This is a genomic window from Rheinheimera sp. WS51, assembly GCF_050936095.1.
Taxonomy (GTDB): Bacteria; Pseudomonadota; Gammaproteobacteria; order Enterobacterales; family Alteromonadaceae; genus Alishewanella.
Genome location: NZ_JBOTRC010000001.1, coordinates 448,447 through 471,590, shown reverse-complemented (window position 1 = coordinate 471,590; position 23,144 = coordinate 448,447). Strand labels below are relative to the sequence as shown.

The 23,144-nt window shown below is 41.0% G+C and carries 20 protein-coding genes; 13 read left to right on the top strand and 7 right to left on the bottom strand.

Translation table 11 applies throughout. The features are described from left to right. Positions 1-69: 69 nt before the first annotated feature. The 5 genes from aceF to ampD all read right to left on the bottom strand — a co-directional run bounded on the left by aceF (position 70) and on the right by ampD (position 7,101). Complete coding sequence (gene aceF / locus ACRCA4_RS02225) at positions 70-1,719, bottom strand: dihydrolipoyllysine-residue acetyltransferase (RefSeq protein WP_433183523.1); 1,650 nt, start codon at positions 1,717-1,719, stop codon at positions 70-72. Positions 1,720-1,730: 11 nt separating this feature from the next. Beyond that, positions 1,731-4,397 carry a pyruvate dehydrogenase (acetyl-transferring), homodimeric type gene (gene aceE, locus ACRCA4_RS02220; RefSeq protein WP_433183521.1) on the bottom strand — a complete coding sequence of 889 codons (2,667 nt, stop codon included), beginning with the start codon at positions 4,395-4,397 and terminating at the stop codon, positions 1,731-1,733. Positions 4,398-4,496: 99 nt separating this feature from the next. Further along, entirely contained in the window at positions 4,497-5,255 is a 759-nt protein-coding gene (gene pdhR, locus ACRCA4_RS02215; protein WP_433183518.1) for a pyruvate dehydrogenase complex transcriptional repressor PdhR, read from the bottom strand. Positions 5,256-5,656: 401 nt separating this feature from the next. Next, on the bottom strand, positions 5,657-6,520 hold the full coding sequence (gene ampE / locus ACRCA4_RS02210; protein ID WP_433183515.1) for a regulatory signaling modulator protein AmpE: 864 nt from the start codon (positions 6,518-6,520) through the stop codon (positions 5,657-5,659). Next, on the bottom strand, positions 6,517-7,101 hold the full coding sequence (ampD, locus tag ACRCA4_RS02205) for a 1,6-anhydro-N-acetylmuramyl-L-alanine amidase AmpD (RefSeq protein ID WP_433183513.1): 585 nt from the start codon (positions 7,099-7,101) through the stop codon (positions 6,517-6,519). Before ampD ends, ampE begins: the two co-directional genes overlap by 4 nt. A 67-nt stretch (positions 7,102-7,168) precedes the next feature. Here ampD and ACRCA4_RS02200 point away from each other — a divergent pair, with 67 nt between their 5' ends. From ACRCA4_RS02200 to yacG, 13 genes are all read left to right on the top strand, one after another. After that, entirely contained in the window at positions 7,169-7,714 is a 546-nt protein-coding gene (locus ACRCA4_RS02200) for a retropepsin-like aspartic protease family protein (protein ID WP_433183510.1), read from the top strand. Positions 7,715-7,716: 2 nt separating this feature from the next. Then, the gene (nadC, locus tag ACRCA4_RS02195) at positions 7,717-8,595 is read left to right on the top strand and encodes a carboxylating nicotinate-nucleotide diphosphorylase (RefSeq protein WP_433183507.1); all 879 of its coding nucleotides are present in this window, start codon (positions 7,717-7,719) and stop codon (positions 8,593-8,595) included. Positions 8,596-8,811: 216 nt separating this feature from the next. Further along, complete coding sequence (locus tag ACRCA4_RS02190) at positions 8,812-9,702, top strand: DUF1294 domain-containing protein (protein WP_433183504.1); 891 nt, start codon at positions 8,812-8,814, stop codon at positions 9,700-9,702. A 210-nt stretch (positions 9,703-9,912) separates the two neighbouring features. Continuing rightward, a complete protein-coding gene (locus tag ACRCA4_RS02185) occupies positions 9,913-10,299 on the top strand; it encodes a pilin (RefSeq protein ID WP_433183501.1) in 387 nt (128 codons plus the stop codon). 165 nt (positions 10,300-10,464) lie between these two features. After that, complete coding sequence (locus ACRCA4_RS02180) at positions 10,465-11,487, top strand: hypothetical protein (RefSeq protein WP_433183498.1); 1,023 nt, start codon at positions 10,465-10,467, stop codon at positions 11,485-11,487. Between the two features lie 11 nt (positions 11,488-11,498). Beyond that, positions 11,499-12,629 (top strand): acyltransferase family protein, encoded by a 1,131-nt coding sequence (locus tag ACRCA4_RS02175; protein ID WP_433183496.1) that lies wholly within the window; start codon positions 11,499-11,501, stop codon positions 12,627-12,629. 294 nt (positions 12,630-12,923) lie between these two features. Next, on the top strand, positions 12,924-13,628 hold the full coding sequence (locus tag ACRCA4_RS02170; RefSeq protein WP_433183493.1) for a hypothetical protein: 705 nt from the start codon (positions 12,924-12,926) through the stop codon (positions 13,626-13,628). 150 nt (positions 13,629-13,778) lie between these two features. After that, a complete protein-coding gene (pilB, locus tag ACRCA4_RS02165) occupies positions 13,779-15,476 on the top strand; it encodes a type IV-A pilus assembly ATPase PilB (RefSeq protein WP_433183490.1) in 1,698 nt (565 codons plus the stop codon). A gap of 70 nt (positions 15,477-15,546) precedes the next feature. Beyond that, entirely contained in the window at positions 15,547-16,776 is a 1,230-nt protein-coding gene (locus tag ACRCA4_RS02160; protein WP_433183487.1) for a type II secretion system F family protein, read from the top strand. Next, positions 16,776-17,696 carry a prepilin peptidase gene (locus ACRCA4_RS02155; protein ID WP_433183484.1) on the top strand — a complete coding sequence of 307 codons (921 nt, stop codon included), beginning with the start codon at positions 16,776-16,778 and terminating at the stop codon, positions 17,694-17,696. The genes ACRCA4_RS02160 and ACRCA4_RS02155 overlap by 1 nt, the downstream gene beginning before the upstream one ends. A 359-nt stretch (positions 17,697-18,055) precedes the next feature. Continuing rightward, positions 18,056-18,679: a dephospho-CoA kinase gene (gene coaE / locus ACRCA4_RS02150; protein WP_433183481.1), complete on the top strand. Its 624-nt coding sequence runs from the start codon at positions 18,056-18,058 to the stop codon at positions 18,677-18,679. A 116-nt stretch (positions 18,680-18,795) separates the two neighbouring features. Further along, positions 18,796-19,542: a cell division protein ZapD gene (gene zapD, locus ACRCA4_RS02145; protein WP_433183478.1), complete on the top strand. Its 747-nt coding sequence runs from the start codon at positions 18,796-18,798 to the stop codon at positions 19,540-19,542. 63 nt (positions 19,543-19,605) lie between these two features. Further along, positions 19,606-19,839: a DNA gyrase inhibitor YacG gene (yacG, locus tag ACRCA4_RS02140; protein ID WP_433183475.1), complete on the top strand. Its 234-nt coding sequence runs from the start codon at positions 19,606-19,608 to the stop codon at positions 19,837-19,839. A 62-nt stretch (positions 19,840-19,901) separates the two neighbouring features. On the opposite strand, the gene mutT is transcribed toward yacG, so the two are convergent. Continuing rightward, positions 19,902-20,354, bottom strand: a complete 453-nt coding sequence (gene mutT / locus ACRCA4_RS02135; protein WP_433183473.1) for an 8-oxo-dGTP diphosphatase MutT — start codon at positions 20,352-20,354, stop codon at positions 19,902-19,904. A 3-nt stretch (positions 20,355-20,357) separates the two neighbouring features. Beyond that, on the bottom strand, positions 20,358-23,078 hold the full coding sequence (secA, locus tag ACRCA4_RS02130; protein ID WP_433183470.1) for a preprotein translocase subunit SecA: 2,721 nt from the start codon (positions 23,076-23,078) through the stop codon (positions 20,358-20,360). Positions 23,079-23,144 lie beyond the last annotated feature (66 nt).

The following is a 23,144-nucleotide window of genomic DNA, read 5'->3' as shown; positions in this document are numbered from 1 at the left end:
CCGAAACTTTTGCTGGGACTTCTGGTTTTTACTCGCTACTAATTTTCTATATAAGCACTTATATAGCTATTACATAATAATCTGACGAATATCCGCTAAATAGCCAGCTAAAGTTGCGGTAAAGCGTGCAGCTAAAGCGCCATCTATAACACGGTGATCGTAAGATAAACTTAACGGTAACATTAAGGCTGGTAAGAACTCTTTACCATTCCATTTTGGTTTCATATCTGATTTAGATACACCCAAAATAGCCACCTCTGGCGCATTAACAATAGGCGTAAACGCCGTACCACCAATACCGCCTAAGCTAGAGATAGTAAAGCAGCCGCCTTGCATATCAGCAGCGGTTAACTTGCCATCACGGGCCTTAGCCGAGATCTCTTGCAACTCGCGAGAAAGCTCAATAATGCCTTTTTTGTTTACATCACGTACTACAGGCACTACTAAGCCATTTGGCGTATCAACGGCTATACCAATATGAACATATTTCTTCAGAATTAAGCTAGCACCATCGTCTGACAGCGAACTATTAAAGGTTGGGAATTCCTCTAAAGCTTTCGCTACTGCTTTCATTATAAAGACTAAAGGTGTGAACTTAACGCCAAGCTTTTTCTTTTCCGCTAATTGGTTTTGCTGCTTACGGAAATCTTCTAAGCCGCTGATATCAGCCTCATCAAATTGGGTTACATGCGGAATACGCACCCAGTTCCGATGCAAGTTAGCACCCGATAGCTTTTGAATTCGCGATAATGGCTTAGATTCCACTTCACCAAACTTAGCAAAGTCAACTTTAGGCCAAGCAATTAAATCAAAGCCCATATTAGAGACTGAGCCACCGGTGCTAGCACCGCTTTCTACTTGCTTAACCAGTTGCTTAACATAGTTTTGTACGTCTTCTTTTAGTACCCGCTCTTTACGGCCTGTGCCCTTAACTTTGGCTAAGTTAACGCCAAACTCACGCGCAATACGACGCACTACAGGTGACGCATGAGCATATTCTTTATTTTCAACAAAGCTATCTGTTGCGGGGTTGCTTGGTGCTGCAGCTTTAGCTGGCTCGGCCTTAGCCGTTTCTGTAGCAGCTTTCGCTTCAGGCTTTGCCTCGGATTTAGCGCTTGAATCAGACTTAGCCGCAGGTGCGCCTTGTGCTGAAGTTTCAAACACCATCATCAAGCTGCCAGTAGACACTTTATCGCCAACAGCAACTTTGATTTCTTTTACTGTACCCGCCATAGGTGCAGGTAATTCCATAGCTGCTTTATCGCCTTCAACACTAAGTATTGACTGATCAGCCGACACAGTATCGCCAACTTTAACCAGTATCTCAGTCACTTCAACGGCATCACCGCCGATATCAGGTACATTAATATCTTCTAGGCTAGTCGTCGCTTGCGCATCAGCTGGCTTAGCTGCTGATTCTGTAGCTTCAGACTTAGTTTCGGCTTGGCTTTCTTCTTTGTTATCGGCTTTAGCATCGGCTTTGTCACCATCCGCGGCAAATAACATAATAACGCTACCGGTTTTTACCATGTCGCCAACAGCAACCTTAATCTCTTTTACTACACCTGCTTCAGAGGCAGGCAGCTCCATAGCGGCCTTGTCGCCTTCAACGCTGAGTATGGTTTGATCAACAGCAACGCTATCGCCAACTTTAACCAAGATCTCAGTGACTTCAACTTCATCAGCACCAATATCCGGAACTTGAATTTCAATAGTCATTTGCAATCCTCTTATGCGTATAGCGGGTTGATTTTGCTGCTATCAATGCCGAATTTTTTCAGGGCATCTACCACTACAGCTTGTTTCAACTCACCTTGCTTAACTAGTTCGCTTAATGCTGCAACTACAATATAGCTGGCATTAACTTCAAAATGACGGCGTAAATTATCACGGCTATCAGAGCGACCAAAACCATCAGTACCTAATACCTTATACGAACTAGAAGGTACAAAAGCACGTACTTGCTCGGCATAGTTTTTAATATAGTCGGTCGCAGCAATTGCCGGTGCACTATTCATTACCGTTGCAATATAAGCTGTTTTAGCTTCGGCTTCTGGGTTTAGCATATTAAAACGCTCAACATCTTGGCCATCACGCGCTAGCTCATTAAATGAGGTGACTGAATACACATCAGAAGCAACACCGTAATCTTTGCTTAGAATATCGGCCGCTTTGCGTACTTCCTGCATAATAGTACCAGAGCCTAACAGCTGCACTTTACCACGGTCGCCATTTAAGGTTTCTAACTTATAAATACCGCGGCGAATACCTTCTTCAGCCCCTTCAGGCATAGCATGTTGATGATAGTTTTCATTCATTACCGTTAAGTAGTAATACACGTTTTCTTGCTTTTCACCGTACATGCGCTCAATACCATCTTGAATAATCACCGCTAGCTCGTAAGCATAGGTTGGATCATAAGAGATACAGTTAGGCACTGTGCTGGCTAACACATGACTGTGGCCATCTTGGTGCTGCAAGCCTTCACCGTTAAGCGTTGTCCGCCCTGCTGTTGCACCTAATAAGAAACCACGCGCTTGCTGATCACCTGCCATCCACGCCATATCACCCACACGTTGGAAGCCAAACATAGAGTAATAAATATAGAACGGGATCATCGGTAAATCGTTGGTGCTATATGAGGTTGCAGCTGCCACCCAAGACGACATAGCGCCCAGCTCATTAATGCCTTCTTGTAATACTTGGCCTGCGGTATCTTCTTTATAGTAACTAAGCACAGAATGATCTTCAGGCTTATAGTTTTGACCGCCCGGATTATAAATACCAATTTGACGGAACAAACCTTCCATACCAAAGGTACGGGCTTCATCGGCAATAATTGGCACTATTTGCTGACCAATATTTTTATCTTTCAATAAAATATTCAACATACGGACAAAGGCCATAGTTGTTGAAATCTCACGCTTTTGCTCTTCTAATAAGCCACTGAACTCGCTTAATGCAGGTAAGGTTAGCTTTTGGCTAAACTTAGGTAAACGCTTAGGTGTATAGCCTTTTAACGCTTGACGACGTTCATGTAAATAAGCTAATTCTGGCGAGCCTTCTGGCAATTTAATATAAGGTAAATCTGCTACTTGATCTTCAGTAATATAATCTTCAAGCCCTAAACGTTTGCGTAGTTGCAATACGTGGGTCATATCCATTTTTTTCACTTGGTGAGCAATATTCTTACCTTCAGCTGCTTCACCCATGCCGTAACCTTTTACGGTTTTAGCTAAAATAACCGTTGGTTTATCCGTGCACTCTTGAGCTGCTTTAAAGGCTGCAAATAACTTAGAAGGTTCATGACCACCGCGTTTTAAGGCGAAAATTTCTTCATCTGTCATATCAGCAACTAAAGCTTCAGTCTCAGGATAACGACCAAAGAAGTGCTTACGAACATAAGCGCCATCATTGGCTTTATATCTTTGGTAATCACCATCGATAGTTTCGTTCATCAACTGTAATAGCTTACCTGAGGTGTCTTTGGCTAATAATTTATCCCAACCACGGCCCCAAACCACTTTAATAACATTCCAGCCTGCGCCACGGAATAAGCCTTCTAACTCTTGAATAATCTTACCGTTACCCATAACTGGGCCGTCTAAACGCTGTAAGTTACAGTTAATTAAGAAGCATAAGTTGCCTAGCTTTTCCCGAGCCGCAAACGAGATAGCGCCGCGTGATTCTGGCTCATCCATCTCACCATCGCCTAAGAAGGCATAAACCCGTTGCTCTGTAGTATCTTTTAAGCCGCGACCATTTAAATACTTTAAGAAACGCGCTTGGTAAATAGCAGAAATAGAGCCTAAGCCCATAGAAACCGTTGGGAACTGCCAGAATTCAGGCATTAACTTAGGATGTGGGTAACTTGGTAAACCTGCGCCATCTACTTCTTGGCGGAAGCCATCTAATTGCGCTTCAGTTAAGCGGCCTTCAACAAAGGCACGGGCATAAATACCCGGTGAAATATGGCCTTGATAATAGACTAAATCGCCGCCGTCTTTTTCGTTTGGAGCGCGGAAAAAGTGGTTAAAACAAGTTTCATAAAACGCCGCTGACGATTGATAAGATGCCATATGGCCACCTAAATCTAGCTCTTTTTTCGAGCCGCGCAGCACTATCATTATAGAGTTCCAACGAATAACCGAGCGAATACGTCTTTCTAAGTTAACATCACCTGGGTAGGCCGGCTCTTGTTGCGGCGCTATGGTATTAATGTAGTTTGTCGTCACGCCTGTAGGCATGGCCACACCATCTAAACGCGCTTGATCTAACACTTGCTCAAGCAGGAACTGCGCCCGCTCTACCCCTTCAGTGCGAACAACCGATTCTAACGCTTCTAGCCACTCTTTAGTTTCTAGCGCGTCGATGTCAACTTTATTGACTTCAGACATATCGAGGTTTCCTATGGTTATCAACGCGACTTCGCGTTATAAGTTATTCAATTGACAAAGAAACAGTTAATACTTATTCAGTATAAGCCTAGTTCAGTATCAGCTTTGCTGAGTACGTCGCAGTGAGCGCTCTATTCTAGATTGCTCTTTACCTATTTCTAATAAAGCCTCTTCAATAAAGGCCAAATGGCCATTACTGGCCTGACGAGCCTGCTCTGGCTCGCCGTTAATTACGGCCTGCATTAAGCGCTGGCGGTGTTGGTTTAATTGGCCAACAATGCCTTCTCTTTGCTGCAAGCTATCTAAGTTAATGCGAATATTCTGTTCAACTAACGGCATTAAGCCGCGAACTAAATGCAATAACACCACATTATGTGAAGCTTCTGCGACAGCTAAATGAAAATCGGCCACCGCTTTGGCTTCGCTATCTAAATCATTTAATTGTTGGGCATCACAAATAGCATCATAGTCATTTTTTATCTGGGCAAAATCGGCCGGTGTACCACGCAATGCGGCGTAATAAGCACTAATGCCTTCTAATGCATGTCTAAACTCTAATAAATCAAACTGAGATTCTGGATGGCGGCTAATTAAGGCATACAGCGGATCAGTTAAGCCCTTAGCAAGATTCTCACTTACATAGGTGCCACCACCTTGACGACGATTAACTAAACCTTTGGCTTCTAACTTTTGAATAGCTTCACGCAGCGAAGGGCGAGACACAGCAAAACGCTCAGCTAGTTCACGCTCAGCCGGTAGCTTTTGACCTGCGGTTAAACTGCCTTCTAGCATCATATTTTCAAGCTGTTCTACTATCCTATCGGAAAGCTTAGCCGGTTTAATTTTAAAATCTGCCATCGCTATAAAAAAGCACTCCTAAAATAGCTATTAGCTAAAGGCATCAACACAATCAACAACAAAGTGTAAATTGGTCTTACCAATAAGTAATTAATCGCGATAAAGTAACATTTATAAAATATGAAGTAAATAAAGCAGACATTAAAGACAAAGGCAAAATTGAAATATAGTTAGAGCTAAAGCTCAAAAGAATAAAATAGAAGAGAAAAAAAACGAAAAAGAAAAAATGGAACTAAAACCGCACAGCTTCAGCGACATTAGCAAAGCAATATCAGGCAAAAAAACTAAACACTAAAAACTCAACATTCAACATTCAACACTCAAAACTAAACACTAGCACTATGCACTACGCACGCAAGAGCAGTTAAGCCTTTTGTTAACTGCTCTTGCCAATATTCAACTTAAGCTAACCAGCCGCCTAACGTCAGCACTGCAGCAAAAGCTAAAAAGAACAACATACTGCGTTTAGCTAGCTGCAACATATGGCCACTTTCTTCTACAGTATTCACGGTTAATTCTGGCATCGGTTCAGCCGCTGCTGCCACTTCGGTAACAACTAACTCGTTGTCGGCAGTAAAGTCTAAGAAATAGCTTAGCAAAGCTGAGGAAGCTCGCGAGAAGTGCCCTACCAAGGCAAAGCCTAAACCAAATAAACGCGCAGGAAACCAATTTAGCCAATGCGCCACTCTTGGCAGGGCCTTACTGCCCTCTGGCACACAATGAGCATAGGCTGCTGCTTGCTCGGTATCATCTTCTGCTACCGGTTGTTGTAAGTGACGCACTAAGGCATAGGTTATTACGCCAAAGGCACCGGCGACTAAAAACCAAAACACAACTGCCGCATAATATTGAAAATTCAACCAAACCAAAATTTGGCCATAACTACTTTGCTCACGGCTGCCGCTATCATGGCGCATTTGCTGCATAGCTAAAAAACCCGCTTCATCATCGCCGCGTTCCATTGCATTTAAATACTGCTTATACAGTTGTCTAAAATGCCAACACCCTATTGAAACTAATAACACTAAGGTATTAACAACAAAACTAATTAAATGGCTATCTAGTAAACAAAGTACTAAGCCAACCACAGCGCCGGGTAAGGCTAGCCAAAGATACTGGCCAAAACGATGTGACGCTAATTTGCTTAAGCCAGAGCTGGCACTTAAACGAACATAGCTTTTTAAGTAGCCATGTGCCTGCCAAGCATCGCTGCGTACGGCTAAGCGCTCAATAATTAGCGCTAACAGCATACTGATTAACGTCATAGGGTAAACTCCTTAATAGCGGTTTGAAATCGAGCCCAGTCAAATGCTGGCCCCGGATCGGTTTTTCGTCCTGGCGCAATATCGCTATGGCCGACAATACGTTGCGGCATAATTGCTGGATAAAATTGCATAAGTTGTCGGGTTAGCATTATTAAGCTCTGATATTGTGCATCAGTATAAGGTAAATCATCAGTACCTTCTAACTCTATACCAATAGAAAAATCATTACAGCGCTCACGCCCAGCAAAACGACTAACACCTGCATGCCATGCTCGCTTGGCAAAAGGCACATATTGAAATACCTGGCCGCTGCGCCATATTACGCAATGCGCCGACACTTTTATGCCGCTTAAACTAACAAAGCTGGCATCAGCCGTCGTTGCTGGGTTAGTATCAAGGCTACCCATAAACAGCTGATCGACATAGGCATGCTGTTCAGGGTTAGCGGCAAATTGGCCAGCAGGCAAACTTATATTGTGGATCACCAATAAACTCACTTCGGCGCCAGTAGGCCTGGCATCACAATGTGGGCTTTGTCTAAATACGGGTTGAGCTGCTGTCATGTTATCAAAACCTGTCATCAGAGCTTTTGCCTTTATGCTGGGGCTTCTTTAAGCTATAGCATATTGTCAATGCTGGAGAATATGAATGCAAGCACCAAGACCTCAAACCCTTCACAATAATAAAAATCAAAAAGGGTTTGCTAAAAGCTTTGCAGTAATAGCTTGGTTGCTCATTATGGTAATGCTGTACTTTTTTTTTCAAGACGCCATTAATGCACAACTAAACCCAAACCAACAGTTAAATAGCAGCATTGGCAGTCAAGGCGAAGTACGCACTGTTTTAATCCGCAATAAAGCCGGCCATTACGTTGGCACCGCTTTAGTTAACCAGCAGCCAATAGATTTTATGCTAGACACAGGCGCAACGACTGTGGCTATTACCGCTGACGCTGCGCGCCAATTAGGTTTAAGACAAGGCCAACCAATACAAGTAAGCACAGCTAATGGCTTAACGACGGCTTATCTTAGCCAAATTAAACAGCTGCAATTAGGTGACATTGTTTTATATAATATTCCAGCCAGTATTGTACCTAATTTGGCAGGTACAGAGATATTGTTGGGCATGAGCGTACTAAAACAGTTAGAATTCCACCAACAAGGTAATCAACTCACTCTGATACAGCACAAATAACTATGCAAACACATTATACCGACTTACTTCAAAACGAAATTGAACGCAGTGTTAGCGCCGCACTAGCGGAAGACTTAGGCTTTTTAAATCTAGCTCAAGGCGATATTACCGCTTCGCTAATACCTGCAACCCAACAAGCTAAAGCCACTATTATTACTCGCGAAGACAGCGTTATTTGCGGCATTGCTTTTGTCAATGAAGTGTTTAAGCAATTAAGCCAAGACATCAATATTAACTGGCAAGTAAAAGATGGCGATAAAGTTAGCGCCAATAGCCTGCTATGCACGTTAACAGGCCCGGCCCGTATTTTATTAACCGGTGAGCGCAGTGCGCTTAACTTTTTACAATTATTAAGCGGCACAGCCACGCAAACAGCGCGTTATGTTGCTTTTCTAGAGGGTTTTCACACGCAATTGCTAGACACCCGTAAAACCATACCCGGCCTGCGTTTTAGCCAAAAGTATGCAGTAAACTGTGGCGGTGGCACTAATCATCGACTAGGCTTATTCGATGCCTTCTTAATTAAAGAAAACCATATTGCCGCAGCGGGCTCTATTGCTAATGCTGTCACTACAGCTAAACAAAATTTCCCAGGTAAGCCGGTTGAAGTTGAAACAGAAAACCTAGCTGAATTTACCCAAGCACTCACAGCAGGCGCCGATATTATTATGCTAGACAATTTTAGCCTAGCAGATATCGAACAAGCCGTAGCGCAAAACAAGCAAACTAATAACGGCCAAGCAAAACTTGAAGTTTCAGGCAACATTACCAGCGAGCGCTTAACTGAATTAGCCCAGACCGGCGTAGACTACATCTCAAGCGGCGCGTTAACTAAGCATGTGCAAGCAGTCGACTTGTCGATGAGGCTGGAGATTCTTTAGTGATGAATTGTGAGTTGTGAGTTGTGAGTTGTGAGTGGTAAGTTGTGAGCGACTAGCTTGCTTTGCAAGCGGTAACTAGCAGCTGCGCTGCGGTCACTAGTTCGCTTTGCGAACGGTTACGGGCTTACAGGTAAGCTATAAGTGAACTTTTTTGCAACTAAACACTCAACACTCATAACTAAAAACTAAACTCTCGCGTAGCGAACAGTGGTAAATATGCATTTAACGGGTAGCGTAGTATTTTGGCGAGACGATAAAGGCTTCGGCTTTATTGTAGACCAAGCTAGCCAAGAAAAACTGTTTTTTCATATCCGTGATCTTAAGCTGAATCAGCAAGCTATGCTTGCTGAATTAACCGCCTTATCAGCAAGCCCTGCCTCAACAGCAGAAACCGCTAAAACCGACACTGCTAAAGTTGATACTGAAATTGACAATCAAACTGCGGCAATGCAGGTTATTAAACACTATCGGCCTAGCGTTGGTGACCAACTTAACTATAGTTTAGGCACAGATAAAAAAGGCCGCCCTATAGCGACTAACTGGCAACCTAGTGTTAACTGCTTATCCGGCCATATTAACCATCATATAGCTAACTATATGGCTAAGCTTGAAAATAGTAGCACTAGCACTTCAGATGCCAATGCCACTCACAAAGCCAACAGCAAAACTAATAACCAGCCTAATAAAACAGCTCAGTTAAACCACAATATTGATATCCAACATACTAAAGATATTGCACTGTTTTTTAGAATGGGCTTTTTTATCCTGTTTATTATTGCCGTGCTATTTGGCACCCTACCTTATTTACTGCCCATCCTCTATATAGAAGCCAGCTTATTTACCTTTTGGCTTTACCGGGCCGACAAAGACGCGGCTAAATTACGCCAGCGCGACAGGCTGCCCGAGCAAAGCTTGCAATTATTTAGCTTAATTGGCGGCTGGCCTGGGGCCTATATTGCCCAGAAAAGGTTAAAGCACAAAAGCAGTAAGTGGTTATTTCAACGTGAATTCGCCTTAATAATACTGGCTAATACCTTGTTAATTATCTGGTTGCTTTCAAGTAATGGTAGAAATTTTTTCAGCCAGTTTGCCTTTTTAGCAGGATAAAATGAATTGCAGTTCAAAAAATAGAGTTATTACACTAGTACTTTGTTACTAGTTACGTTAATAACTAAACTTTTTAGTTAAAAAAATAGCCACTTGAAACAAGTATTTAAAAAAAACAGCTAAAAACCTCAGTTTTTACTTGCACCAAAAATAAATTCACTCACAATAGACATTAGCCCAAGGGCTACTTAAAACTCTGGAGAAGTAAAAATGAAAAAAGTACAACAAGGTTTTACCTTAATTGAATTAATGATTGTTATCGCAATCATCGGTATTTTAGCAGCGGTAGCATTACCAGCTTACCGTGACTACACTCAACGTGCAGCTAACGGCGGTTGTCTAGCTGAAGCTAAAGCATACATGAGCGCTGCAGTAGGTGACTTAGCAAACAACCGTCCACCAAGTGCAGCATATACACCTGTAGCTTGTAGCAGCATGACTCCAAGCCCATTAACTGTAGCACATTATGATTCTAGTCAAGCTGTTGTATTTGCATCACCAACTCGTGGTAATGCAAGTATTAAAGAAGATGCTACTTGTAATGCTGGTACAGGTTCTTGTGCATTAGCTGCTACTGTTCCAGCTCCTGTTCCTTAATTTAAATAGTTTTTTAGCTTAAAATACAAACAACGAAGCCCCTTAATTGGGGCTTTATTTTATTCCTTATTAATTTGAGATACTGAATAAAGCTGGCTTTCTATTATCTTGTACACTTAAGAAGTATAATAAGGTTGGTAATAAGTAATGTCTCAGGTGTATGTTATGAATAATAAAACCGGTTTATTCCCTCATCAAAAAGCGGATATTTTTTTCATACTTGTTATACCTGCTTTGGCTATTATCGTTGGTGCTTTTGTTAGTGTACGCCCAGATTATTTCTTACTTATACTAATGCTTAATTTATGGCTTCTTGGTTACCATCACGTAATATCTACTTTTACACGCATTGGTTTTGACACCAACAGTATTAAAGAACACTGGAAACTACTTTTCCCCTTACCAGTATTTGTGCTTATAGCTGTACTTACCATTTATCAAATGGGTGGTGCTATAATTTTAGGTAGTGTGTATTTATATTGGCAGTGGTATCACTACTCACGACAAAGTGAAGGTGTTGCAAAAGCTTATAGTTTTAAGTGTGCCGATAGCAATTTTGCTCGCTCCACGATAAATCGCACTATGTTTTATACAGTACCTTTCACTACTTTTTTTTATATGATAAGTGGTGGTCCAGAGTATTTTCTTAACATTCCAATTTTAACTATTAGTTTATCAACAGAACTCAGATTGATATTAATGATAATAAGCTTTTCAGCTGCATTATTATGGCTTATTAAAGGTCTGATAGCCCTAGCGCAAAAGAAAATATCCTTTTTATATTATATCTATACGCTTTCTCATTATAGCATCTACCTAACGGCTTATATTTTTATTACCGAAATTGATTACTCTTGGTTAACTATTAATATTTGGCATAATGCGCAATACATAGGTTTTGTTTGGCTTTTTAACCGTAAGAAATATTCCTCTGGCATCGACAAAAAGCATTTGATCATTTCATACATTAGCCAACCTAATAGGTTTTTCATATATTTTGGTAGCTGCCTTATCCTATCATTGGCAGTATATTGGGCAGTTAACCAAAGCATTAATCAGTTTAGTGGTGATAACAAAATTGCTCTAATATTTATTGTTTATGCAGCAATTAATTTTCATCATTATATTGTCGACTCTCAAATTTGGAAGTTGCGTAAGCCGCAAATTAAAAAGACTCTTACAGAATAGGAAGCCGTACTATGTTTAAGCAATATTTTGATATTGCTGGACAACCAGGCCGGTTTCCAGGGCTTGATAACATTAGAGCCATCGCTATTATTTTAGTGCTATTACGCCATTCTGTACGATTTTGGGAAGAGCCTCTAGATGGCGCCATATGGAATCTCTGGTACAACGGCTGGTTAGGTGTAGACTTATTTTTTGCTTTGAGTGGTTTTTTAATTACACATCACTTATTAAGTAAATGGCCAAAAAGCAATTACAGATCATTTATTTATAGCTATTTTTTTAAAAGGGCATTAAGAATACTGCCACTTTACACTTTTATAGTGCTAATAGCCCTTTTAGGCATCATCCCATTTTTTCAACCTGATTATCCAATAACTCCATACGCTTTGCTGATTCATGCTGTATTTCTGCAAGATTACATTCCTTTTGCCTCTATAGTTGTTTCTTTATGGTCACTTGGTGTCGAAGAAAAGTTTTATTTAATAGCGCCAGTATTGGTATACTGCACGCAAAAATACAGCTCTACTCATGTTTTAGCATGCTGTGCAATTGTGATTATTTTCATAACAGTACTAAGAGTTTTAGTTTTACTAGATATAACAGATGCAATTAGCTACACTGATTTTTTTTGGACTTTTCGAGCCCCTTTCCACTTTTCTATCGTAGGTGTTTTATCTGGTGCAGTAATAGCGCTGCTATACTCAAAATATCAACTAAGCTTACTGTCCCCTAGATGGAATAAGGTATTACAATATTTAAGTATAATAATACTACTATTGATACTTATGGTTGAGCGTTGGATAGAAGCAGAACACTGGATTTTTACTGGTGTAATAATTACTCTTTGCAGCATTTTATTCGCAATAATACTATATTGTGCGTTATCGATAACATCTTCATCAGAAAGTCCTATTAATAAACTACTACGTTTTATTGCTAAGCTTGCTTATCCGCTATATTTGATACACTTAATGATAGTCCCCATGGTAAAAGTAGTTTGTAGCTCAGTATTTGCTTCACAAGAATCTGTTCCTTTTGTTGCATACTTTACGGTGTATTTAGTGTTATCTCTGTGCGCTGCAATAATTCTTCATCTTTTAGTAGAAAAACCATTTTTAATATTAAAATCTCGTATTCAATAATTACTCTACTGTTGAAATCTTATGTGTCAGATCAAATTGTTAATTATCTTCCTCCGGCGATTTCATTGCCTAGTTATTTGTTACTTAAATTTGTTACTGGGTAGCACTCAACCTTTTTGCCTGGCATAACAAATTTCGGCTAAAGTTTTGTTAGCAAAACCATGTATAAATTTAAGTAGATGCAATTTATTAACTAATAGTTAATTGAGTAAGGCAATATTATGCCGAATTGTAAAATGCTCGTCATGTAAATTTACTGTTTATACAGGTAAGTTTTTTATATAAGGCGGCAGGATGCTAGACAGTCAGTACGATGGTGTAATACTCGAAGACAAATGGGGTAAAACCTACCTATGCAGTAACTGCCTTTTCGCTTATGCAGACTTAGGCCCCAGCCTAATTAGCGACGTTAAAGATAAAATTTACGGCCGTGCTTTTTTACATGATTTAGAGCCAGCTATTGAGCAGCGGAAAATTTGGGCAAAAATGTACCAACAGGCCCATCCTTATCAGCTTAATTTATCTGGCTTAAGTGACTTTGAGTTACGCGACCGGTTAATTGATATTTTCAATAATAATGAAATGTGGATTTGGCAACTCAGCGACGGCTGGGGCCAAGAGCCCGATAACAACGGCATAGGCGACGGTGGTTTAGCTCCAGATTCAGGCAGTGGTACTAAACCGCCACCAGCAGCAAAAGCCGCCAAACCACAAGGTGGTGGTGTAGCTGCGGAAAATGAAGCGCAAGCTAAAGTCGATAAACATGAGGCATCCTCTAAATTAGAAAATGAAATATCTAGAGCTGAATTAGAAGAAAATATCATTACCTCAGTTGGTGAAAACTTTAAAAATAGCCCTTTAAGACAAGAATATGAAAAAGAAGTTGCTGATCTAAGTAGATATGCAGATAAAATAAAATCAGTTACAGATTTAAAAAGTCTTGAGCAACTAGCAATTGAAGCTAATAACGCTCGTCGTCAGTTAGGTATTAAACTGTAGTGAACAGCTTTTTATTTCTGTTAAAGTGACATCAATTTCTTTGCCAGCTGTCTTACCTAACCTAACGTTAAAACTTGAATTAACGGCTATTACTGGCATAATCAATTAATCTTCCTAATATAAATAATAACAATAGGAACTTTTCCTTTAATGGCCGTTACAGCAACCTCTACTTTATTAAAACGCTTAACCCAATTAGGTTTAGTTGATTCTGATAAAACGTTAAAAATGATCGCTGAAAAAGGCGATCAATATAAAAATCTGCCAGAGTTATTAATCACTGAAAAATTAATAACCAGTAAGGTTTTAGCAGAAGCAGCGGCTAAAATAAGCCTAGCTACCTTATTTGATTTAGACCATTTCGACAGCAACTTTGTGCCAGAAGATTTACGCAATGAAAAGCTGATTCGTAAAACCCATATGCTGCCTTTAGCCAAACGCGGCCGTAGCATGTTTTTAGCCGTAGTAGACCCTACCGATATTCAAACGATTGAAGACTGTGAATTCAATACCGGCTTAAACGCTGAAGTAGTAGTAGTTGACCATACCAAGCTTAGTAAACTAATTGATACTATTTTTGATAATAGCTTTAACCAAGAATATGGTGATACCCAGTGGGATTTAGGCTCGCTGGGGATTGAAGATAAAGAGGATGACGAAGATAGCGGCGTTCAAGTTGATAAAGAAGATCAGCCAATAATCGCCTTTATTAATAAAATGCTACTAGATGCCATTCGCAAAGGCGCCTCAGATTTACACTTTGAACCTTATGAAAAAATGTACCGAATTCGTTTTCGCATTGACGGTATTTTAAATGAAGTGGCCACGCCGCCGGTTGAATTAGCCACTCGGCTATCCGCCCGGTTAAAGGTCATGTCGCGCTTAGATATTGCCGAAAAACGCATACCGCAAGATGGCCGAATTAAACTTAAGCTGTCAGCCAAAAAGTCTATTGATTTTCGGGTAAGCACCCTGCCGACTATTTGGGGCGAGAAAATTGTAATGCGTATTCTCGACTCCGACAGCGCCATGCTGGGCATTGATGTTTTAGGCTATGAGCCTGAGCAAAAAGAGTTGTATTTATCGGCCTTAAAGCAGCCACAAGGCATGATTTTAGTGACAGGGCCTACTGGCTCGGGTAAAACGGTTTCACTTTATACTGGTTTAGCTATTTTAAATACTGAACAAACCAATATTTCTACCGCGGAAGACCCGGTTGAGATTAACCTAGCCGGCATTAACCAAGTGCAGGTTAACCCGCGTGCTGGCTTAACCTTCTCTTCGGCATTAAAGTCATTCTTACGCCAAGATCCTGATGTTGTTATGGTAGGTGAGGTGCGAGACTTAGAAACCGCCGAAATTGCCATTAAAGCCGCACAAACTGGTCACTTAGTGTTATCAACTTTACATACTAACTCTGCACCTGAAACCTTAACTCGCTTGCTTAATATGGGTGTTCCATCGTATAACGTAGCAAGCTCGGTTTCATTAATTATTGCTCAGCGCTTAGCACGCCGCTTATGCCCGCATTGTAAGCAGCCTGAACACTTGCCTGAGACTGAGTTATTAAAACAAGGCTTTAAGCCAGAGCAACTGACGAATATAACAATTTACAAGCCCGTTGGTTGTGATAACTGCACCAGCGGCTATAAGGGCCGTGTTGGTATTTATGAAGTTATGCCCATTAGCACAAAAATGGCCGATATTATAATGCAAGGCGGTAATTCTATGGATATTGCCAGCCAAGCGCAGTTAGAAGGTGTTAATAATTTACGCCAGTCGGGGCTTATAAAAGCCGCTGCTGGCTTAACCAGTTTGGCCGAGGTAAACCGAGTAACTCAAGGCTAACTAGCAAGACTCAAAGCTTAAAGGATCTAGAGTCAAGCAGCTAATAAAGCACGTATAACAGGATCAAGATATGGCGAAGACCAATAATATAAAAATAAAGCAGCTTGATGTTTTTAATTATAAAGGAGTAAACCGGCGCGGAACTAAAGTTAATGGTGAAATTAAAGGCACCAATATTGCCGAAGTAAAGGCCTTATTGCGTCAACAGGGTATTACGCCTTCTGGTGTTAAGAAAAAGCCCAAGTCGCTGTTTGGTGAAGGTAAAAAAATTACCCCAGCCGATATTGCTTTAGTAACCCGGCAAATTGCCACTATGTTAGGCGCCGGTGTGCCTTTAGTGCAGTCGGTAGACTTAATCGCCAGCGGCACTGATCACAAAAGCCTAGGCATTTTAATGCAAAAAATATCGGTTAAATTACAAGCCGGTATTCCGCTATCTGAGGTATTACGCGAACACCCCAAGTATTTTGATGAATTATATTGTGATTTAGTAAAATCGGGCGAGTCTTCAGGTGCCTTAGATAGCATATTCGACCGTATAGCTATTTATAAAGAAAAGGCCGAAGCCTTAAAATCAAAAATTAAAAAGGCCATGTTTTATCCTGCTGCCGTGTTAGTTATCGCCGGTATTGTAACATCTATATTATTAATCTTTGTTGTGCCACAGTTTGCTGAAATATTCGCAGGTTTTGGTGCTGAGCTACCGGCTTTCACTCAACTGGTTGTTGAGCTCTCAGAAATAATGCAAGAGTACTGGTGGCTGGTTCTTTTATTTATTATGGCGTTTGGTTTTATCATTAAAAAAAGCTATGCCGGCAACCTTAAATTTAGAACCTGGATGGATGGCTTAATTATTAAAACCCCTGTTATTGGCGATATTTTAAATAAAGCCGCTGTTGCCCGTTATGCCCGCACTTTATCTACCACCTTTGCAGCGGGTGTGCCTTTAATTGAAGCCTTAGAATCGGCCGCTGGCGCCTCTGGCAATGAAGTTTATAAAAATTCCATTATGTTTATTCGTGAGGAAGTGTCATCCGGTAACCCTATGTATATTGCCATGAAGCAGTCTGATCGCTTCCCTGAAATGGTAGTGCAAATGGTTGCCATAGGGGAGGAAACAGGCTCTTTAGATAGCATGCTCTCTAAAGTGGCCAATATTTATGAGCAAGAAGTTGATGATGCGGTAGATGGCTTAACTGCCTTATTAGAGCCAATGATAATGGCTGTTTTAGGTGTAGTAATAGGTGGTTTAATTATTGCCATGTACTTACCGATATTCCAAATGGGTAATATCGTTTAATGGCTGATTTAATTATTTTATTGCAGCAAAACCCTAGTCTTTTTGTAATTGCTGTTGGCGTAATTAGTTTAATTGTCGGCAGCTTTTTAAATGTGGTTATATATCGCTTGCCTAAAATGATGGAGCTGGATTGGCAGGCGGAATATAAAGCCTACTTTACCGATAATAATACCGATGCTGATGCCGCTTTAGCCGAGCAAGAAGCAGCTGAAACCAAGCAAGCTAGCCGCTTTAATCTAGCGGTGCCCCGCTCATGCTGTCCGGTTTGTAATAACCAAATTAAAGCCTACGATAATATTCCCGTGCTGAGTTGGTTGTTACTAAAGGGCCAGTGTCGCAACTGTAAAACCCCTATTAGCAAACGCTACCCTATTATTGAAGCCCTAACGGCAGTTATGGCAATGATAGTTGCTTGGCAACTTGGCGCAGGCTTGGCTGCATTAGTATTAATAGTTTTAACTTGGGGCTTAATAGCCCTTACCTTTATTGATATTGATAAAATGCTATTGCCAGATCAGCTCACCCTGCCCTTGTTATGGCTGATGCTAATTTTTAGCTTATCGGATTCAGCTATGGTTAACCCAAGCCAAGCTATTGTTGGCGCCGCTGCCGGTTATTTGAGTTTATGGTCGGTTTATTGGTTATTTAAATTATTAACCGGTAAAGAAGGCATGGGCTATGGTGATTTTAAATTATTGGCTGTATTTGGTGCCTTATTAGGTTGGCAACAGTTACCGCTTATTATTTTATTATCGTCTTGTGTTGGTGCTGTTGTTGGCATTATCTTGCTATCGGTACAAGGCAAAGATAAAGCCACGCCTATCCCCTTTGGCCCTTACATTGCCGCAGCCGGTTGGATAGCCATGCTTTGGGGCGAGCAAATAAGCCAAGTTTATTTAAACACTATTGGGATTTATTGAGTTTTAGTGGATAGCTTTTAGTGATGAGTTTTTAGTGTTTAGTGGTGAGTACTAATTATAAACTAACTAAGACCAATTATTGAGGAGCGGTTTTAGCCTAAACTAACCATTGCAGCCCTGGACAGGCGGAAATGAGCCCCCATGGATGGGTTTACGGCGTGTTAGTGTGGGTAATCCGATCCGTATAGACACTTAGATTTAGTTTTGAGTTTTAAATGGTGAGTGGTGAGCGCTTAGTTACTAATTCGCACAGCGAACGGTAACTAGCTCACTTTGTGAGCGGTCACTAGCTTGCAAAGCAAGCGGTCACTTAAATCTTAAAACGACCACAATGTTAATAATTTTAAGGTCATAGCCTAATGAGCCAATATATAGTCGGCCTTACTGGTGGTATTGGTTGCGGTAAAACTACGGTAACTAATTTATTTAGCGACTTAGGCGTGCAATTTGTTGATGCGGACATTGTTGCACGTGAAGTAGTACAGCCTGGTACTCGTTGTTTAGCGGCTATTGTAGAACACTTTGGTAGCACTATTCTTAACCCTGATGCTAGCTTGAATAGAGCAGCATTAAGACAGCGCGTGTTTTCAGATTCAGCTGCAAAAGCTTGGCTAAATCAGTTATTACACCCCGCTATTCGTGAGCAATTATTAGCTCAATTAGCTGCTGCTAATTCAGATTATGTGCTATTAGTTGCGCCCTTGTTATTAGAAAATAATTTACAACAATACTGCCAACGGGTGCTTGTAATTGATTTACCCGAATCTTTGCAACTTAGCCGAACTTTAGCCCGCGATAAGGTGTCTGAACAGCAGGTTGCTGCTATTATGGCGTCGCAGCTACCACGGCAGCAGCGCTTAGCCAAGGCTGATGATGTTATTGTTAATGATACTAGCCCTGCCGATTTAGCACCTAAGGTGCTAGCTTTACATAAACAGTATCTAAAGCTCGCTGCAAGGGCTAAGCAGTCTGCGTCTTACTGAGTAGAAGCTTAGCAATAACTAGGCAATAAAGCTTAGCAGCAAACTAAGCATGAAAATAAGCAAAAGCGATGCAAAAACACACTGTGTAATAAATTCACTAGGCTATAAGGTTTTCCATGACAGAGCTGATATATGAGCATCCGTTAAATGAAAAAGTACGTACTTATTTACGTGTAGAGCACTTATTTAATCAGCTACAACAACTGATTGCTTTAGAAACCGAGTGGCAACAACAGGCCTTTTTTAACACCCTGTTTGATTTAATAGAGATCCTAGATCGTAACGATATTAGACCCGACCTAATAAAGGATGTAGAGCGCTGTGAGAGCGCATTAGTCACTTGGTCTAGTCACCCTTCTGTTTCAGACGATAAACTGCAGCCAATGCTACAGCGTGCGGTTAAACTGCAATCAGATTTATTGCGTAGCAGTAAGTTTATTGCCAGCTTAAAAGAAGACAAATTTTTATCACCATTACGCCAGCGTTTTTCTATTCCAGGTGGTACCTGCTATTTTGATATGCCGCAGTTGCAATACTGGATTAATTTAGACAGCGATTATCGGCAAAATAAAGCTAAAAAGTGGTATCAGCAGCTTAGCTTAGTGCAGCAAGCCATAGATTTTGTATTAAGCTTTATTCGTGAACGTGGCCAATTTAAAGCCATAGTTGCTGAAAATGGCTTTTATCAAAGTAATACCGATAAATATGAGCTACTACGCTTAAGCTACCCATTAGATGCTGGTGTATACCCTACTGTTAGCGGCAATAAATACCGTTATGCTATCCGTTTTATGCAGCTATGTGATGATACCGGCCGTAACAATAGTAGTGATAGCCAGTCATTTAGACTTGCGTGCTGTTAAAATATCGCTATCCTGCCCGTTTAAAGTTCAATATTAAGCCTGTGGTTTAACTGGGATAAAATTATGGTAACGAAAGTAAAGTGCCCTACTTGTAAAACAGAAGTGATATGGTCGGCTGAGTCTGAATTTAGACCGTTTTGCTGTAAACGCTGTAAGTTAATAGACTTAGGGGATTGGGCTGCTGAAAATCATCGTATTCCCGATAAGTCGCCTATAGATGCGGCACTGTCTGAGCAGTATTTAGATGAGTTAGAGCAAGAGTTTATTGCTCAGGATAATGATTTTTTTAAAAATTAAGTTTAGCTGTCATTAATTATTGCTGTTATAGCACGACTAAATGCCTAATTATTACTAGCTATTTATAAAAACTGCTGCTGTAACTTTTCAACTATAGCTAAATTTGCTTCTGGAAAATTAAGCGAAGATAATTGTTCAAAGCTAACCCACTGCAGTGGCTGACCTTCTAAACCTTCTGGTTGACCGCTAAAGTCGGTTACTAGGTAGATATCTAATAAGACATCACGCTCTGGGTAGCTATAAGCTTGCTGCATAAAGGGGCTTGCTGCAACGACAGTAATTGCTAACTCTTCTTTTAGCTCTCGCGTTAAGGCGTGGTAGACAGTCTCGTTGGCTTCGACTTTACCACCTGGAAATTCCCACTTGCCGCCTTGATGCTGTTTTTTACTGCGCAGACTTAGTAGCACTTGGTTTTCACGTATTATTACGCCTACCGCAACATGCAATTGGGCTTTAGTTAAAACAACAGAGTCAGCTTGCGCTGACTCTGTATTATGCTTAGTTGCTTTAGCCATACTTTACACTAACTTACCATGGCACTGTTTATATTTTTTACCCGAACCACAAGGACAAGGATCGTTACGGCCAACTTTTACGCCATCACGGATCATTGGCTCTGGGTTCATTGCTGCGCTTTCTGGTACTTCGCCGCCAATTTGCTCAACATCATCATGTTGGTAGCTATGTGGTACAGCGTCGGCTTTACGGCGTTGTTCATCCACCGCTTCTACATCTTCTGCAGCTTTAACTTGTACTCGTGCTAGCACACCTATAACGTCTATTTTCAGATTTTCTAACATATCTGAGAATAACTCAAAGGCTTCGCGTTTATATTCTTGCTTAGGATTCTTTTGCGCATAACCACGTAAGTTAATAGCTTGGCGCAGGTGATCCATCGCCGCTAGATGCTCTTTCCAGTGTGTATCTAGGCTTTGCATCATAATGGCTTTTTCAAACTGACGTAATACGTCTGAGCCAACCATTTGCTCTTTCTCTTTATACGCATTTTCAACTTCTTGCTGAATGCGCTCACGCAGTTTTTCTTCAAACAGTTTTTTATCATCCGCTAGCCATTTCGCTATCGGTAAATCTAAGGCATAGTCTGCTTTTAAACGCTGCTCTAAACCTGGAATATCCCACATTTCGTCTAACGACTGCGGCGGAATATACTGGCTAATTAAGTCTTCTACTACGTCGGTGCGAATAACCGCTATGGTTTCGCTGATATCTGTAGCGTCTAATAACTCATTACGCTGTTCGTAAACCACTTTACGTTGATCGTTGGCAACATCATCAAATTCAAGCAATTGCTTACGAATATCAAAGTTACGTGCTTCCACTTTACGCTGGGCATTTTCAATGGCACGGCTAACCCATGGATGCTCGATAGCTTCGCCTTTTTCCATACCTAGACGGCGCATCATCGAGGCCATACGATCTGACGCGAAAATACGCATTAATGAGTCTTCAAGTGATAAATAGAAACGGCTTGAACCTTTATCCCCCTGACGGCCTGAACGACCACGTAATTGGTTATCAATACGACGCGACTCATGCCGCTCGGTACCAATAATATGTAAACCACCTGACTCAACAACAGCATCGTGGCGCTTTTTCCACTCTGCTTTAACTTGCTCTATTTGTTGCTCTGTCGCATCGGTTAAATTAGCAAGTTCAGCCTGTAAGCTACCGCCTAATACGATATCTGTACCGCGACCTGCCATATTGGTTGCAATAGTGACATGGCCTGGACGACCGGCATTAGCAATAATTTCGGCTTCATTAGCATGGAACTTGGCGTTTAATACTTTATGAGTAATTTTGGCTTTATTTAATAAACCAGACAAATACTCTGAGCTTTCAATTGAAGCAGTACCCACTAAAACAGGCCGCATTGCTTGTTGGTTTTTAATAATATCAGCAATAATAGCTTGGTATTTATCTTCTGCGGTTAAGTACACCAAGTCTGGCATATCTTGACGCACCATAGGCCGGTTAGTTGGCACTACGATGGTTTCTAAGCCATAAATTTGTTGGAACTCAAAAGCTTCTGTATCAGCTGTACCCGTCATACCTGATAATTTATCGTATAAACGGAAATAGTTTTGGAAAGTAATTGAGGCTAAGGTTTGGTTTTCATTTTGAATTTTAACCCCTTCTTTCGCTTCAACCGCCTGGTGCAAACCTTCAGACCAACGACGACCTTCCATAGTACGGCCGGTATGCTCGTCAACAATAACGATTTCACCGTCTTTTACTACATAGTCTATATCGCGCTTAAATAACTGATGGGCACGTAATGCCGCATAAACGTGGTGTAATAAAGTAATATTAGCGGCCGAGAATAGTGTATCGCCTTCTTCAATCATGCCAGCTTCACGCAGCATGTCTTCCACTTTAATTTGGCCTTGCTCGGTTAAATACACCTGACGCGCTTTTTCGTCTAAGGTGAAATGACCATCGCCATGTTTACCTTCTTCGTCTTCCTCTTCTTGTTTAACAAGTTGCGGCACTAAGGTATCAATTTTCTGATATAGCTCTGAGCTATCTTCAGCAGGGCCAGAAATAATTAATGGTGTACGAGCTTCATCGATTAAAATAGAGTCAACTTCATCAATAATAGCGTAGGCTTGATCGCGCTGAACTCGATCATCTGGTGAAAACGCCATATTGTCACGCAGGTAGTCGAAACCAAACTCGTTGTTAGTACCGTAAGTGATATCGGCAGCATAGGCTTTTTGCTTATCTACATGCGCCATGCCTGGCACGTTAACGCCAACTGTCATACCTAAGAAACGGAATAATGGCTCATTTGTTTCAGCATCACGACGGGCTAAGTAGTCGTTAACGGTAATAACATGAACACTGCCACCGCCTAAGGCATTAAGATATGCAGGCAAAGTAGCAGTTAAGGTTTTACCTTCACCGGTACGCATTTCTGAAATACGCCCCTGGTGTAAAACCATACCGCCAACTAACTGTACATCAAAGTGACGCATGCCAAAAACGCGAACGCTGGCTTCTCTAACTGTGGCAAATGCCTCAACTAAAATATCATCTAGTGTAGAACCGTCTTTAATTTTTTGTTTAAAGTAGGCGGTTTTTTCTTTCAGCTGGTCATCGGTTAAGGCTTGATACTCAGCCTCTAGCGCATTGATTTGCTGTACTTGTTTTTGTAATTTTTTTAAGAAGCGGTCGTTGCGGCTACCAACTAATTTGGTGAAAAGTTTTCCAAACATTATCCAGTTACCATATTAAGTTAAAACTGCATTGCAGCCCTGGCTAGTTTATGCACACCAGTATTT